The sequence below is a fragment of the Clostridium lacusfryxellense genome (genome assembly GCF_018861735.1).
GTDB classification, from domain to species: Bacteria; Bacillota; Clostridia; order Clostridiales; family Clostridiaceae; genus Clostridium_AD; species Clostridium_AD lacusfryxellense.
The window spans coordinates 240,065-256,939 of the sequence record NZ_JAHLEB010000001.1 but is presented as its reverse complement, the minus strand read 5'-3'; the positions used below and the strand labels follow the sequence as shown (position 1 = coordinate 256,939).

At 28.6% G+C, this 16,875-nt stretch carries 10 protein-coding genes; 3 read left to right on the top strand and 7 right to left on the bottom strand.

Annotation, left to right across the window (positions count from 1 at the left end):
* Nucleotides 1-10 precede the first annotated feature (10 nt).
* Nucleotides 11-3,385, bottom strand: a complete 3,375-nt coding sequence (locus tag KPL55_RS01245) for a DEAD/DEAH box helicase family protein (RefSeq protein ID WP_216304881.1) — start codon at nucleotides 3,383-3,385, stop codon at nucleotides 11-13.
* A 551-nt stretch (nucleotides 3,386-3,936) separates the two neighbouring features.
* Between KPL55_RS01245 and KPL55_RS01240 the strand changes: the two genes are divergently transcribed.
* Nucleotides 3,937-4,335, top strand: a complete 399-nt coding sequence (locus tag KPL55_RS01240; protein ID WP_216304880.1) for a (deoxy)nucleoside triphosphate pyrophosphohydrolase — start codon at nucleotides 3,937-3,939, stop codon at nucleotides 4,333-4,335.
* Between the two features lie 384 nt (nucleotides 4,336-4,719).
* Nucleotides 4,720-7,698 (top strand): DEAD/DEAH box helicase, encoded by a 2,979-nt coding sequence (locus KPL55_RS01235; RefSeq protein ID WP_376770418.1) that lies wholly within the window; start codon nucleotides 4,720-4,722, stop codon nucleotides 7,696-7,698.
* A gap of 642 nt (nucleotides 7,699-8,340) precedes the next feature.
* Here the strand turns inward: KPL55_RS01235 and KPL55_RS01230 are convergent.
* The 6 genes from KPL55_RS01230 to KPL55_RS01205 form a co-directional block, all read right to left on the bottom strand.
* On the bottom strand, nucleotides 8,341-10,221 hold the full coding sequence (locus KPL55_RS01230) for a dCMP deaminase (RefSeq protein WP_216304879.1): 1,881 nt from the start codon (nucleotides 10,219-10,221) through the stop codon (nucleotides 8,341-8,343).
* Nucleotides 10,222-10,964: 743 nt separating this feature from the next.
* Entirely contained in the window at nucleotides 10,965-12,020 is a 1,056-nt protein-coding gene (locus tag KPL55_RS01225) for a Shedu anti-phage system protein SduA domain-containing protein (RefSeq protein ID WP_216304878.1), read from the bottom strand.
* 320 nt (nucleotides 12,021-12,340) lie between these two features.
* Nucleotides 12,341-13,099: an NERD domain-containing protein gene (locus KPL55_RS01220; protein ID WP_216304877.1), complete on the bottom strand. Its 759-nt coding sequence runs from the start codon at nucleotides 13,097-13,099 to the stop codon at nucleotides 12,341-12,343.
* A 616-nt stretch (nucleotides 13,100-13,715) separates the two neighbouring features.
* Entirely contained in the window at nucleotides 13,716-14,174 is a 459-nt protein-coding gene (locus KPL55_RS01215; protein WP_216304876.1) for a hypothetical protein, read from the bottom strand.
* Between the two features lie 15 nt (nucleotides 14,175-14,189).
* Complete coding sequence (locus KPL55_RS01210) at nucleotides 14,190-15,143, bottom strand: ParA family protein (protein ID WP_216304875.1); 954 nt, start codon at nucleotides 15,141-15,143, stop codon at nucleotides 14,190-14,192.
* Between the two features lie 130 nt (nucleotides 15,144-15,273).
* The gene (locus KPL55_RS01205; protein ID WP_216304874.1) at nucleotides 15,274-15,414 is read right to left on the bottom strand and encodes a hypothetical protein; all 141 of its coding nucleotides are present in this window, start codon (nucleotides 15,412-15,414) and stop codon (nucleotides 15,274-15,276) included.
* Between the two features lie 151 nt (nucleotides 15,415-15,565).
* Here KPL55_RS01205 and KPL55_RS26910 point away from each other — a divergent pair, with 151 nt between their 5' ends.
* Complete coding sequence (locus KPL55_RS26910; RefSeq protein WP_216304873.1) at nucleotides 15,566-16,861, top strand: VWA domain-containing protein; 1,296 nt, start codon at nucleotides 15,566-15,568, stop codon at nucleotides 16,859-16,861.
* The last annotated feature ends 14 nt before the right edge of the window (nucleotides 16,862-16,875 follow it).

Here is a 16,875-nt window from a genome sequence, read left to right as displayed (position 1 = left end):
TAATTGTTGGTTATTTAATGATAAGCCATGTTATTAACTCAAAGTCATTGGCATTATTAATTTGATTCTCTTTTGAAATAAGTACAGCATTACGTGTTGATTGTAGTGCTTTTAAGCTACGTTTTCTAAATATTCTCCCTATTTCTGATACCGCATTCTTTAAGAGCAATGTATAGTTATCTACATCAGTTCCCTGGTTAGTTTCTTTATTAAAGAGATCACATAATTCATCAATCGGGGTTTCTCTATCACTACATAGAAGTCTATATATATCAAGAATTTGTTTTGCATTAGTATAGTTGTATTTGATATTTCCATCCTCATACATGTATACTAAAAAATACGCTTGCAATGGATTCATTGTTTCATTGTATTTTGTTGTTTCTTTTTTCTTCAAACAAAATATTACTCCGGGGTTTAACATACTCTTCACGGTTGAGTTTAATTCATCATATTTACTGTTGTTTTTTAATGCACTCTGTGGAGATGAAACAATAGCATATATTCCACAGGGAGTATCTCTTAACAGTTTTTCATTTGCCTTTAAATAATTAACAAGATCAACTCTAAAATCACTTAGATTAAATTCGCTTAAATTTATATTTCCTTCAATGTCCTCTAAGTCAAGGACTTCATCCTTCAACTTAATTAGTTGCTTATCCCTAAAGGATATATTTCCTTCAATAACATCCTTTATCTGATCATCAGTTAGTACATTATCCTCACCAGATGCAGTAATATCCACCAATGTCATTCTAGATTCAACCCTATCCTTAAGTTTTATATATTTATTCAAATCATCTGTAGGCCAAAAATTCACCATTTGAATTTTGGAATTAATGGACCCTATCCTATCGATCCTCCCAAACCTTTGTATTATCCTAACAGGGTTCCAATGTATATCATAGTTAATTAAATAATCACAATCCTGAAGATTTTGACCTTCTGAGATACAATCAGTTGCAATTAGAATATCTATCTCATTCTCTTGAGGCATATTCCCCATTTTATTTCTATTTTTAGAAAGAGGACAAAAGTTTACAAGTATCTCATTATAACCAAGCTGTTTTTTAAAACCCTCTGGTTTGAACGTTGTTTTATTTTCATTTCCACCTTTAACTAAAGCTATGTCTAAATTTAAATCATTTACAACCCACTGATTTAAAGAAGCATAAAGATATTCCGCTGTATCAGCAAATGCTGTAAAAATCAGTATTTTCTTATTAGCTTTTTCTCTTCCCTCACTACTAATAAATATATTGATAGGATTAGTGAGTTTCCCCTCTATAACTTTCATCAAAACACTTAATTTTTCATCTCTAACAATAGTCACCTTTTCTGCAATATCATACAGATATTTTAATTGTTTTTTATCACTGTTAAGGTCTTTTAGCCATAAATCTAAATTCAAATGAGCCAAATTAAACTTAAGTTTACCTCCAATTAAATTTGTTGTATCTTCATTATCCTCATCCTCTGGAAGCAGCATTAAATGATCATATTCTAACTGATCGCTATTGTTACCGTTTAAAAATTTAAATATACGATTTTCAACACTTTCTATTTTATCAACAGTTCTTTTCATTGAGATTTCAAATGATTCAATAGAGCTTTCAAGCCTTTTTAAAAAATTCACTTTCATCATGTCTATAAGATAGTTTTCTCTTGTTTCTTGATCAAAATTATAACCTGATTCTTTCTCTCTAGATCTATATATAGCTTTAAATTCGTCCTTAATATATGATGATGGCTTAAAAAGAGAAAGCTTGTAATGTAAGATTTCACTATTTAAAACATCATAGCTCGGAAATTCTTTTTTTATATCTATACCAGGAGCTTTCGATATAGGCTTTAGCCTTACTGGAAATTTGCCTATTTTGTTTACATTATAATATTTCATAATATGTTGTCGTGAACGAGATATGGTCAATTCATCAAGCAATTTAAAAAATGATGAATCAAGATTTTCAAGCAACCGCCTTGTTGATCGATTCGGATTTTTCGTTGGATTAGCCCAATTTGAAAATTGAGTCTGTGCATTTTTTATTGTTTGTTTAATATCTAAAATTTGTGATGTCTCTTTTAATGTGTCATTTTTGCCCTCTGTAATAAAATATATTTGGTTTCTTAAATCCTTCAAATTATTATTTACAGGCGTTGCAGATAGTAGCAGCACCTTTGTTTTGATGCCAGCTTTAATTATATTGTTCATTAGGTGTCCATAACGACTTAATTTTATATTACCGTTCTCATTTTTTTTTCCTATATTATCATTTTTGAAATTATGAGACTCATCTATGACAACTAATCCATAATTTCCCCAATTTATCGTTGCTAGATTGATATCTCCAGAATATCCTGCTTCTCTACTTAAATCTGTATGGCATAACACATCAAAGCTAAATCTATCATTATTTAAAAAATTCAATTTATCATTACGTCTAAATATTGTCCAATTTTCTTTAAGCTTTTTAGGACACAACACTAGTACCTTATAATTTAACAACTCAAAATACTTTATTACAGCAAGTGCTTCGAAGGTTTTGCCAAGTCCCACGCTATCAGCAATTATACATCCATTATGCTTTATTATTTTATTTATCGCTCCTCGAACACCATCCTTTTGAAAATCGTAAAGCATTTTCCATACTTCAGTGTCAAAGAAACCTGCTCTTTCATCAATTAAATCATTTTCCTTTTGCTCAGAAATATAGCCCTCAAATATATGATATAGTGTTTTGTAATAAACCATTTGTGGACTATTGTCCTGGTAAAAAAGGTTAAGATATTTTAATACATCATCTTTTACATCCTCAACAAGGCCCGACTGATCATTCCAAAGTTCATTAAACCAGTTTAAAATATCCTTTCTGTCTCTATCACTATCAATTTCTACATTCAATTCAATGTTAGGATTATTTGATAATCCAAGTCCATTTACAGTGAAATTGGAACTACCAATAACTGCCTTTTCTAGCTTGCTCACTTTCTTAATATGATACATTTTCCCATGAAGGAAATTCGATTTAACTATTGATCGAATGTTTACCTTTTTCTCAATCCATTCTGAACATTCCTTTGCAGCATTCTTTTGTTTTAGCCTCTTTTCAATAGGAATTGTCAATTTATCATCTTCTATTTTAAACTCCATTTTACTAGTCTTATCCGGATTTATTGACCTTAAAAAAGAGGGTTCTCCGAAGAGAAAGTTTAATTTGTTTATAGAATTCAATTCATATTTCAAAGCCATATAAGCATAAATTGTAAAATATGCCGATACAATTGACATTTCTGAATCTTTTTCAATATTGGCTTTAAGGAAATCCCCAACGGTTCCCCTACTTTTATTATCTATTATTGTGGAATCTATTGTATTCATTTTCATTTTAATTTATCGCCACCTTTGCTCTTTAACATATTGGAGCATCATAAAAGACATTAATATTCCTATACTAATTATATATTTTAGGCTTGGATAAAGTATGTTAGAAAGGTTAAAGTAATTACTGTTTAGAACATTATTTATATAAATTATAATTAAATTAGATTAAAATTGTGAATAACAAAAGAGCTCACTAAGATCTCTAAAGTCTAATCTAACTAAATAAGTATCAAGGTGATATTGCTTCACACCTCAGTGTTTCTTAATAGTACATATATCAGAAAACTACGTTTATATTAGTTCCTTATCCTGAAAAATAATTTAATAATATCAACTTTTCTAACACTAAATTTTTTTTAAAAAGCCAAAAAAATCTCAAATATTAAAACATTTGTGTGAATATAAAAGATCACTATTTATATTTAGTTAAGATCAATAGATGATTTATATGAAATTGATGATCAAATTGTGGATGTTGACAAAAAATTATAATTACCAACCCATAACTTTTACATTCACCCCTTTTATGCTAAACTTATCTAGAGGTGTTTTGTATGAAAAAATTAATAAAAGTTGTAGGCGCAATTATCGAAAATGAAAACAATGAAATTTTATGTGCTCTTCGCTCACCAATAATGTCTCTCCCAAACATGTGGGAGTTTGCTGGTGGTAAAATAGAAGGTAGTGAAACTTTAAAAGAAGCTATTGAAAGAGAAATAAAAGAAGAACTTGCTTGTGATGTTGAATTTACCGATATATTTAATGATAATACTCATGAATATGATAAATTTATAGTAAATCTAATTACTGTTAAGTGCCGCATAACATCCGGTACTCCTACCGCAAGTGAACATTCAAAATTAATATGGTTACTTAGAGAGAATCTACTTTCTTTAAACTGGGCTCCAGCAGATATAAATGCTGTAAATCAGCTAACACTCGAAAAGGTATAGCATTCTAAAATGCTATACCTTTTCTGATTTTTACATATAAACATCCATCTCATCCTCTTATGTTGGTTTAGATTATTTTATTGCAAATAAATTTTAACACAACTTAAGTATTAGCTAATACTACTAATAAAATCAGAATCCGATTGTATTTTTCAAAATAATTTCCCAAGTTATAATTATACATATCTGTTATAATATTAAGTGAAATCACATCATGTGGAGATTGTTAACAGCCACCACATTTATTGAAATTATAACGAAACCACATACCCCTATAAACGTATATATATGTGATAATATAATTAACAGCTAACTTTAAAACCAAGAATTAATTATATATTCATAGATAAAATAAGCAGCTTTCGAAGGAAGTGAAATGTAAGTTTGAAAACTTTAACTGAAATAGGTAAACATAAAAATTTAGAGTCTATTATAGATTTTAAACCAATTGACGAAAGCCGTCATGCTCAAATTAATATTGCCGAGGAAATTTTAACCGCTAATGAAACAGGATTAATAAACGGCTTGGTAACTTCCAATTTAGCATTGAACCCCAAGCTTATTTTAAATGATTACAGTAAAGGTAGTAAAGTATTAAGTGATATTGTTGCAGAGCTTATGAACTGCGATCAGTTTATGATATCTGTGGCCTTCATTACAAGTAGCGGTGTTACTCCCTTACTTGAGACCTTTAAATACTTAGAGAACAAGGGAATCAAAGGTGAAATTTTAACCACTGATTATCTGAACTTTAGTGAACCTAAGGCACTAAAGAAGCTTTTAGAGTTTTCCAATATCCATATTAGGTTATATTCTAAAAATAGCTTTCATACTAAAGGATATATTTTTAAACATAGTGATCATTATAGGCTTATCATTGGTAGTTCTAATTTGACTCAAGCAGCATTAACTAAAAATAAAGAATGGAATATAAAGATATCTTCTTTAGTGGAAGGCTCATTAACACATGAAGTATTAAATGAGTTCCGATCTATGTGGCATGAAGCTGATAATTTAACTTTAGAGTGGATTGATGCTTACGAAAAGATATATTTAAAACAAAGAGAACTTGCTAGGAAAAGTAGTGTTCCCAGACTTTCTCAGTACACACTAAAGCCAAATAAAATGCAGGTATCTGCAATTCAAGCTTTAGATAAGGTAAGAGATGATGGGGCTAAAAAAGCTTTATTAATCTCAGCTACTGGTACGGGTAAGACATATTTATCAGCTTTTGATATTAGAAATTTCAATCCATCAAGAGCGCTATTTATTGTACATAGAGAACAAATTTTAAAACAAGCCCTAGATAGCTTTAAAGATGTTTTTGGGGATACTAAAAGCATGGGTATTCTTTCAGGTAACTCAAAAGATATAGATAAAGATTTTATATTTTCAACAGTTCAAACTTTATCAAAAGATGCAATATTATTAAGCTTTCCTAAGAATGAATTTGATTATATTGTTATAGATGAAGTTCATAAGGCTGGTGCTATTAGTTATCAAAAGATTGTGGATTATTTTGAGCCAGAATTTTTATTAGGTATGACAGCTACTCCAGAAAGATCTGATGATTTTGATATTTTTAAAATGTTTGATTATAATGTTGCATATGAAATCCGTCTCCAACAAGCTTTAGAGGAAGATTTACTTTGTCCATTCCACTATTTTGGAATTACAGATATATCTATAGATGGTGCTGGATTAGATGATACTACAGATTTTAAATATTTAGTAGATGACCAAAGAGTTAATCATATTATCGATAAAATTAACTTTTATGGTTATTGTGGTGATAGAGTAAAAGGACTAATATTTTGTAGTGATAAAAAAGAAGCTAAAGAATTATCAGTTAAGTTTAATACTCGTGGCTTAAGAACATTAGCATTAACTGGAGATAATACACAACTAGAACGCGAAGCAGCTATTGAGCGCTTAGAACAAGATGAAGTAATTAATTGTTTAGATTATATATTTACAGTTGATATTTTTAATGAAGGAATAGACATACCATCAGTTAATCAAGTTGTTATGTTAAGGGCTACAAAATCTGCTATAATTTTTATACAGCAATTAGGACGTGGTCTTAGAAAATATGATTATAAAGAATTTGTTGTCATCATAGACTTTGTTGGAAACTATGATAGTAACTTTTTGATTCCTATAGCACTTTCAGGAGATCGAACCTTTAATAAAGATACTATTAGAAAATATGTTATGGAAGGTAATAGAATAATTCCTGGTTGCTCTACTGTGAATTTTGATGAAATTTCTAAAAAACGTATTTTTGAATCTATTGATAAAGTCAATTTTAATGATATTAGACTTATTAAGGAGAGCTACAATAGTTTAAAACAAAAGCTAGGTAAAATTCCAAGATTAAGTGATTTTGATTTACATGACTCCATTGATCCTATTAGGATTTTCGATAATAATAGCCTAGGATCATATCATAAGTTTTTAACGAAATATGAAAAAGAATATACGGTGCAGCTTAATGCTGTCCAAGAATCATTTATAGAGTTTATTTCTAAAAAGCTTGCTTCTGGGAAACGAATCCATGAGTTAGAAATGATTAGATGTGCAATAAATAATAAGTTTGATTTAATATCTAGGCTAAAACATATTCTAAAAGAAGAATATGATATAACTTTTAAGGAAAACACGGAGACCTCAATTGTAAATGTGCTTACTAATCAGTTTGCTAGTGGAAGCGCTAAATCAACATATAAGGATTGTATCTTCTTAGAAAAAGATAGTTTAGAGTATAGAACGTCAGATGCTTTTATTGAAAACTTAAAAAATGAAGAATTCAAGAAAATAGTTGTTGAACTTATTTACTTTGGTATATATAGATATAAAAGCTCTTACGGTAATCATTATATGGATACAAATTTTCAATTGTATCAAAAATATACATATGAGGATGTGTGTAGATTATTAGAATGGGAAAAAAATGAGGTTGCCACTAATATTGGAGGTTACAAGTTTAATATAAAAACCAAAACCTTTCCAGTATTTATTAATTATAAGAAATCTCAAGATATTAGTGATTCTATAAACTATGAAGATAGATTTGAATCTACATCACAATTAATTGCAATATCTAAACAAAGTAGAAAAGAAAGCTCTCCTGATGTTGTACAAATATACAATTCTGAAAAAGATAATGTTGAAATGAGTTTGTTTGTAAGAAAAAATAAGGATGATAAAATATCAAATGAATTTTATTATCTAGGTAAAATTAAGGCTACTGGAACTCCTAATCCCATTATTATGAAAAATACAAATAAAGCTGCTGTGGAAATTAAATATCAATTATATACTCCTGTAAGAGAAGATCTTTTTGACTATATTATTTCGTGAATTTTTATAATAAAAGTGCTTATTTAATCTTTGTAACAATTATGAACTCTCTCTGTTTCTTACTTATCAAAATTGTAATTGATTGTAAGCAATTTAAAAAATGTCAAAAGCCCTAGAAGATTAAAACTTCTAGGGCTTTAATGGTGCCGTACTGAATAAGTTTACTTATTATTTATTCTGGTGTTAACAAATTATCTGATAGAAGAATGTCTGTATAATCACAAGCCATAAAATATGTTTATATTGTGGAAATGAATTGAGCTATAAACAAATCAAATATTGCAGCAGAGCATGTTATTATAAAAATAAAAGTAAAAATATATGCGACAACTGACATTCCGCAACAGGATAACTTCTTGTTATCTTGTTTTTATTATATTCCGCTAAAAAGTATGCACACCCTATAATTCAAAATCCATAGGAGTGTGCATTTATTCCATTCCAGCCTATAAATTCATGGCCTTCAGCTCAATTTACACAATGTATTCCCCCCTAAAAAACAACAAACGCCCCTGAATTCAAGGGTATTCCATGGTATCAAAATTGTTGTTTATGTATGGTGGAGGCGACGCACAATAGGTGAAACCCACTAAATTTGATGTTAATTCTTTAGCTTGATACTTTTATCTTTCCTTTATAAAATTAAATTACCTTATTAACAATCATTTCGATATCTTGTTTACAAATTTCTACAGCCTTTGATATATTCTCTATAGTTAATCCTTGCTCAAATAAATTCCTGACTATCTTTTCCATAGAATCTTCCAGCATATTAACATACTTAAAATTTAAATTTAATAACATATAAATTTCATCTTTATAAGGTAAAATTGGTGTGTAAAACTGTGTATATGCTCGCCCTATAGCCCCATTAAATAATATTAAATCCGGTCTTTTATCTCCATTATTCAAAATATGACTACCAGATATACCTGGATATAAGTCGATATAGTATATTTTCTTCACTCCAATTTGATATGCCTTTTTAGCACATAACTCACATGGACTAGCTGTTGTAAATAAACATCCATCTTTTAATTTTACCCCCCCATACTTAGAAATTTGTAAAAAAGCATTTTCCTCTGCATGAAGTGATCTTGTATGAACTTGGTTTTTATCGTTTTTTATTCCATTATAAATATCTTTAAAACAATATGATATAGTTCTTCCCTTTAATTTATTTTTTACTTCTACTTTTTTTATATCTATTTCCGGATTGGCTCTAATACTTTTTACATAATCCTTAAATTCACCATTTTCTAATTCATATTTACTAAAAGCTTTCTCATCTTTTACAGGATACAAATTCAACAAATTCTTTAAATTACAAGGCACTTGTCCTTGTGGAACGTCATTCCAACCAATGGATTTTATATTAAAATTTTCACCAGTAACTATTGCTCCAACCTGTCTGGATATACAGCCTGAATTTACTTTAGCATTATAAGCTATCTGCATACATCGCTCTATATGAGTAGGACTTATAATTCCAGGATGTAATATCAAACTAATATATTTCAATATATCCTTTTCTAATTGTTGATTATATGAATTCGGATTATACAAATAAACATCAGATAACTCATTGCACTTTTCTATATTCTGATGTGAAAATATTTCTTCACCCTCTTGATTCTCTGGATATTCTCTATTATCTATTTCTTTTATTTGCTCTGGGCTTAAATTCTTATCTTTAACAATTCGTTTTTCTCTATCTACCGAATTACAATTTACAGAAAACAAATAGAAAGCTGAGTATCTATCTTTAAAAAATGTCGCTTCATATGGGTTTCTAAATGCATCGATTACAATTAATGTACTTTTACCTTCCTTTTGTGGGTTTTCTTTATTACTATTATTATTTATTGCACGTAATATCTTAATTATATGATTAGTTCTATCAGATAATTTAAAAATATTATCCGGATCAAAATTTCTTGAAAATGCATTTCCTGATGATCTAATATTATTAGCTATGTCTTGATATAATAATGTATATGTGGTTTCATTATATTTATTTAATTCTTGTCTTAATCTTTGTGTATAAATAGACAATTCTTTTATATAGAAATCGGATACATTTTGTTCATTTGATTCACTTTCCTTTTTATATAATTTCTTATTAATTTCTATTATTTTATTGTGTTTTTCATTATATTCCTCTTCTAAAATATCTAAGATTCCCACTGGTACTTTATGTTTATCAAACATATATTCCTTGAATTCAACAAAATTATTTTCTAGTATAAATGACGTAATTACATTCCTAATTTCAATCGTTTGAAATTTTCTCCAGTTTTTTTCCATATATTTATATACTATAGAATCTTTACGTTCATTATTATCTTTAAATTTAGTAGAATCAGATTTATTTAACTCTAAATCAACAAATTTCTCTGTTGATAAAATTTTCGCCACTTTAGAACACCCTGAACCTGTTCTCCCAGTTAGTCCAATTATTATAAAGTTTTTTCTTTCATCGAATAGCATGTCCACAGCATTACTAACATTATTTTCACTCATACCTACCTCTCCCCTTTACATACAGTACAGATTTTTTTACTTATCCTATTATAAAAACTACCTAAATTAATGATAAACTTTACCTAAGAGCTTATTTTACCTCACTACAATCTATATATTTATAAATTATAACATATTAACCATTTTTTTAAACTTTTCCTGTATTTATATTATTAGCTTCTAATTAGAATATTTACTTATATTCTACAAATTATGAGTTATTTTAAAATACCAGCTTTATCGGAGTTATAAGACCTTATAATAAATAGTAAAACTTAACTATCCACTATTTCATACCTCTTAAATAAATGGACTAACCTTCTTTGCTTAAGACTAACTCTTATATATTTAATAATCCTTTAGCATAGTAAAAACCACATTGAATATTACTTCAACGTGGTCCTAACATACAAATGTTTTATCAACATAATTCCGAATCAACTTCTTGCACTCTGGCATATTTGCCCTTGAAATCTTCGAATTCCCTCCCCTAATTTATTACTTTCATTTTAATGGAATCACCATCGACCACAACTTTAAAAAATATTATTCTTCACCCTATCCTTTTGTTATACTATAGTCCACCTAAATTATTTCCTCGTATGTACATATATTTATATAATCCATTAAGTCTGCATATATACCTTCTAAAATACTTGCTGTGTCATTAAGCAGAATTCTTCCATTAATAACGCTCTACTAAATCAAAATGTCTTTTACTATCCCTTTTGCAGTTAGCGGATTTACGCAAGTAAATTTTCTAATAATCTCTCTGAATTAGATAATAAATCATCAAATGTTGATATTTGTATACTATGACTATTTTCATTATACTTTTTTAACTTTAACTTCTGTATCTCTGACATCGTACTTCTCATACCCATAATCAGGATTCCCTTTGGAGATTTTATACCAGGTAATTTTGTTTGCGCATAAGAAATGTTAAGTTCTATCCAATTAATAAAATCTAATACTTGCCCAAATGCATGTGTGAATTTACTAGAGAATTCATTATTAGCTGTAAAGATATTATCCTGGGGTTTCTCTATTTCAACTAATATATACTCTTCATTTATTAAATGAATTACAAAGTCTGTTATATAATCATCTCCCAGCCGTCTCTTATCTATTATCTGTTTTGCTAATGGATTTAAAAATACTAGATGTTCTTTTAAAAATATTTGGTACTCTTCTTCCTTTAATTCTTCTTTAATTAAATCTCTAAACTCCTCTATAATTCCAGAAGAAATATTTATACTTGTTTGAAATATTAAGCTGAAAAAACCATCTCTTAATTCTTTATTATTTTCTCGATTGAATGCTACATACATATTTTCCATATAAAAAAAACTTATGACAGCCTCAAACTTTTCATAATCATTTTTTGATTCATGAAAAAAGTCTAATAGATATTTTTTGGCGGCCATAATAATGTCATCATCAATTATTATGGTTTTTTCAAAATCTTCAAACCCAACTATAGCCTTTCTAGGAAGTAATCCTTCACTTATATTTAGCAAAGTATGAAACAAAACATTACTCCATGTAAGTCTAGGTGATCTTATTATAGAATCTTTTATTATTTTTATTCCTACTATACCTTTATTAATTAATGATAAGCATGTTAAATACGGTATTATTTTTTTGTCATATTCATGTTTAAATCCAGTCCTTAGAATATATTTTAACTTATCTATGGAATTTTTCTCTTCTGATTTCCCCAATTCAACTATTGTTAAATATAATTCATTGTCACTTCTCTCTTCAATGTTTAAAAGTTCTTTTTTAAATCCTTCCATACTAACAGCACCCCCCTTTATATTTAGAAACTATTTATAATATAAAAATACATTCTCACTATAATTTTAGCAAATTCGCTTCGCTCATAAAAAAAACCGGGGGACATGAACAAATTGTAACCACAATTTGTTTAGCTACATATTATACTCAGAACTTGTCCACTTCGTTACCAATTTCTGTAACGGGGTCGTGTCAGCAGACCAATAAATGTAAACTACCTATAAAAGATTATATTCATATCGAATATTATTTTATAGAAACAGCCTTCACTGTTTTCAGGTGACAGTCCAGCCCCATAGTTAATTAATGGTGTTAACTGCTATTTTGCAATAAACCTACATTTAGGAAAACTGCTACACCCTTTAAATTGACCATACTTGCCATTTCTTAATATTAACTTCCCACCACATTTAGGACAGATATCCCTATTAACTTTAATATCTTTTTTAGCTAATGTCTTGTGAATTGCTTTAACATGAGTTTTTCTAGTTTCTTTACTATCGACATTTAAAGAAATTAATTTTGCATATACATCCTCTTTAACTAAATCAGTTATGTTCTCAGACATGTATTTCTTAATTGTCTTAGGCAAATTTATAGTGTACACGACATCCGTTTTTGATGTTACTTTTAATTCCGCCCTTGTTGTAAAAGCTACTATTGAAATATAATTTATATCTCCAAAGTCATTTAAAATCTCTTTCAATGCTTGTATATGTCCATAATTCTGTTTTATTGGATTCTGCAGTTTTTCTTTACGTTTATAAATTACCTGCTTCCAATTATCATTAAATTCATTGCCAATAATCCAACCCTTGTAATTCTTAGTTTCTATAACAAAAATACCATAGTTAGATACTATTACATGATCTATCTGTGTTGTTTTATCTCCAACTCGTAGCATTATGTTGTTAATTAACTTATACTTTGTTTTATCAAGACCTGATAATAAAAGAGCAACAGACTTTTCACCAAGGAATCCTTTGATCTTAGGCATGAAAATTTCTAATACCCCTGCTCCAATAACTAACACCCATAGATACCAAAGCTTCTTTGACAACTCAAATAGTATTTCCATTACTCTCACTTCCTTCATGCCCTCTTATGTAATAACCTTTTTAACTTACTCGACTTGTTTATCGCTTTAAATATGTCAACAACCTCATTGCCAATACATTCAACTGACTTTTCCATATAATCTTTATCCAATAACTTATAAATGTAGTTGTCTTTAAAATTCAAATGATATTCTAGGTATTTATATTTGATACTTGCTGATTTACCAAAACCAAGAGATATTAGTATTGTGCATATTTGACAATTTCAAATTATTCATATATAAATTTCCTATAATCACTTAAGTTTTCATATGATATAATTCTACATTAATTTCCAAATACCTTTATATAAGGTAACATTTTTGTCATTAATTACTGATTTGTGGTTAAAATAATTAGAAAAAGCCTATCCCATAGATTTCTCTATGATATAAACTTTTGCTATTTTATGTTAGATACTTTCGAGTTCTCAATTGAAGATTTTCCTTATTCCATATGAACCACCAGTTGCAATTATCAACTTTAATGCATTTACAGAATATATTGGACGTAGATATATTTCATTTAGCCGATTCCTTAAATGTATCTACTAACAAACTAATTTGTTAATAGGCTTAGTCATAAATTAAAACAAATTTATTTATTTGAATTTATAAATTTCTGTAATTCCTCTTCATTTCTCTCACTTACTTTTTGATTTAAATTAATAGAACTAAAATAACTTGCAATACTTTCAATCATAATACCTTTCTTACTACTTTTATTAAGCTTTAAATCTAATGATTTTGCTAAGTGAATAAGCTCATCTTTTTTCAACTCTTGTATATGATCTATAATTTCTCGCTTTTCTTTATCTTTTATTTCATCAATAATTTTTTTATAAATATTCTGGTCCATAATTATATTAGAAACTGTCTTTTTCTTATTATTATTATTATTATTGTTATTAGATGTTTCTAAATATTTGTCTTCAATATTTGTAGTACATAACCTTAAGTATATATCATCAATCATCTCATCCACTGTTTTGTTTTCATATAGTTTTAAAACTTTCTCAGCTCTTGAAAAAATGCTTATTAACTCTTTCACCTTCATATCTGCACCTCTCATTTAAATTCGTGATGAAAATTCTCTAATAATATTTCTGATTTGTTCGCACTGTTTTGCAGCAACTGCCTTAGACTTCTCTAACTGAAATACTGGATAACTAAGTTCATATGCTTTTGGAATACCATCGCCAGCGCTTAAATAGTTTTTAAAAACTTTGTTTCCAAAGTTTTTTTTCAAATATTTTATTGCTGTTGTTTGAGTTTCTTTTGGTTCATTATTATATTCCTTAACGCAATTAACAACAATACCTATCAACTTTGTTTCTACATACCCAGCACAACTTTGTTTTAACAAATCATTCAAATCATTTACCTTATTGTAAATAGAGCGTATTCCATAACAAGAAAGTTTATCTGGTATTGTTGGTATCAAGTAATAATCACTGGCAAACAAAGCATTCTGAGTAACATAGTATAAATTTGGTGGGCAGTCTATAAATACTAAATCGTAATCGTCTTTTACCCTCTTTATAATATCGTTTATCATTCGAAACTTATACATTGACGAATTCACAAGGTTATTCTTAAAATCAGGCTTTGAGTATACTGCTATGTTCATATCTGTAAATATTAAATCAGGATGTGAAGAAATTAAGTCAATGCTAGCATATTTTTTATCTATATCTGCTCTAACCGACTTCTTTATTATAAATTCTCTAACATCTAAATTTTGACTGCCATCCACTAAGAATGCTTCGATTAAATCATTCAGCGTTTTACCCTTTTTTTTAACTATTTTATCTTCAAATAAATCTTCTCCTAAACATATCGTAGAAAGGCTACACTGCGCATCTGCATCAATTAAGAGAATTCTTGGAGCTCCTTTAATTTCAAAATAATCTCCAATTTCTTTAAAATTCATATTATGCATACCTGTTGCTAAATGATGAGTCAGTGTTGTCTTTCCCACTCCTCCCTTCCAGTTTAGAATACTAATAACTTTACAACTATCCATAATTATCTCCCCCATAATCAATCTCCTATATTACTAGTATTCTTTTATCTTTATAATTAGTATAATATCATGCGATTGGAACATATTATTACAGTAATTATGATAAAGCTTATTCTTTATTAGCTTGATTCTAAGTACCATCGCCAGCGCTCAAATAGTTTTCAAAAACTTTATTTCCAAGGTTTTTCTTTAACATGTTAATTGCTGTTGTTTGAGTTTCTTTTGGTTCATTATTATATTCCTTAACGCAGTTAACAACAATACCTATCAATTTGTTTTGCTAAGCAATCCCCAAATGTTATATAATTATATAAAGAATTAATTTAAACTATAAATACCTTTGAGGATGTAAAAAAAGGTTAGGGTTATGCATATTGTAGAATACCTTACCAATACCTAAAGATAAAGAAGGGAGTAAATTGATGGATATTTTGGTGAAAAAGGGTCAAAAGGTAGACATGACAAAAACAACCCCTGGACTTGAGAGATTAACTGTACACTTGAATTGGACTGTGTGTGATTTAGAACATGTAGATTTTGAAATTGATGGTGCTGCATTTCTTCTTGGTTCTACAGGAAAAGTAGCAAAGGATGAGGATTTTATATTTTACAATAACCCATGTGGAGGTGGAAATTCCGTTACCCACATAACTAATTCAGCTAATGGCGCACGTGAGACAATAAAGATAAACTTAAGAACTATGCCAATAGCAGTTGAGAAAATAGCATTTACTATAACCATGCATAATTATGAAAAAAAGGATCAAAGCTTCAAACAGGTCCGCAATATAGCAGTTCACATATTTAATGACGATACTAATGAAGAGGTGCTTTCTTATAATATAGGAAATCCATTTATCGTTGAAACAGCTATAGTTGCTGCAGAAATATACAGACATAAGGGTGAATGGAAATTTAATGCTATTGGAAGCGGGTTTAACGGAGGACTTGCAGCTCTCTGTGAAAACTTTGGAATTAGCGTTGAAGAGGAAAAACAAATTGAAGACCCCTGCGTACCAACAATTAATTTATCAAAAATAAACCTTTTAAAAAATAAAGTAAAAATAGTATTAGAAAAGAAAAAACTAATAGGAGTTGTATCAAGAGTAGCATTAGTAATAGATATCTCACGTTCAATGTTTTCTTCTTATAAAGAAGGCAAAGTTCAAAAAGTTGTCGATCGTATTACAGCTGTGGCCGCTAAATTTGATGATGATGGTTTTCTTGATATGTGGATATTCGATCACAGGTTTCATAGACTTCCCCCAGTAAATGAGGATAATTATGAAAATTATATAAACAGAGAGATTTTAGAGAAAAATAAGCAAGGCCTATTCGATGGTAAAATCTTTGGAGCAAATGATGAGCCACCAGTAATGAGGGATGTTATTAACTATTATACTGTGGAAAACAAAAGTAAACATCCTGCTTTTATAGTATTTATAAGTGATGGTGGTATCCATAAAAATAAGGAAATAAAACAGATAATGATTGAATCATCAAACTATCCATTGTTTTGGCAGTTTATAGGAATAGGTAATGCAAACTATGGTATTCTTGAAAAACTTGATATTATGCCAGGAAGATTAGTGGATAATGCAAATTTCTTTTCACTTGATGATGTAGATAAAATTTCTGATGAAGAATTATATAATAAATTATTAAATGAATTTCCGACATGGCTAAAAGAGGCAAAGGAAAAAGAAATACTTTTGTAGGTGAATGGACTTTG

What these genes read in the sequence shown, in the direction of transcription:
- KPL55_RS01220 (WP_216304877.1), bottom strand. Translation starts at nt 13,099, where the DNA reads ATGGAAATACTATTTGAGTTGTCAAAGAAGCTTTGGTATCTATGGGTG.
- KPL55_RS01245 (WP_216304881.1), bottom strand. Translation starts at nt 3,385, where the DNA reads ATGAAAATGAATACAATAGATTCCACAATAATAGATAATAAAAGTAGG.
- KPL55_RS01240 (WP_216304880.1), top strand. Translation starts at nt 3,937, where the DNA reads ATGAAAAAATTAATAAAAGTTGTAGGCGCAATTATCGAAAATGAAAAC.
- KPL55_RS01210 (WP_216304875.1), bottom strand. Translation starts at nt 15,143, where the DNA reads ATGGATAGTTGTAAAGTTATTAGTATTCTAAACTGGAAGGGAGGAGTG.
- KPL55_RS01215 (WP_216304876.1), bottom strand. Translation starts at nt 14,174, where the DNA reads ATGAAGGTGAAAGAGTTAATAAGCATTTTTTCAAGAGCTGAGAAAGTT.
- KPL55_RS26910 (WP_216304873.1), top strand. Translation starts at nt 15,566, where the DNA reads ATGGATATTTTGGTGAAAAAGGGTCAAAAGGTAGACATGACAAAAACA.
- KPL55_RS01230 (WP_216304879.1), bottom strand. Translation starts at nt 10,221, where the DNA reads ATGAGTGAAAATAATGTTAGTAATGCTGTGGACATGCTATTCGATGAA.
- KPL55_RS01225 (WP_216304878.1), bottom strand. Translation starts at nt 12,020, where the DNA reads ATGGAAGGATTTAAAAAAGAACTTTTAAACATTGAAGAGAGAAGTGAC.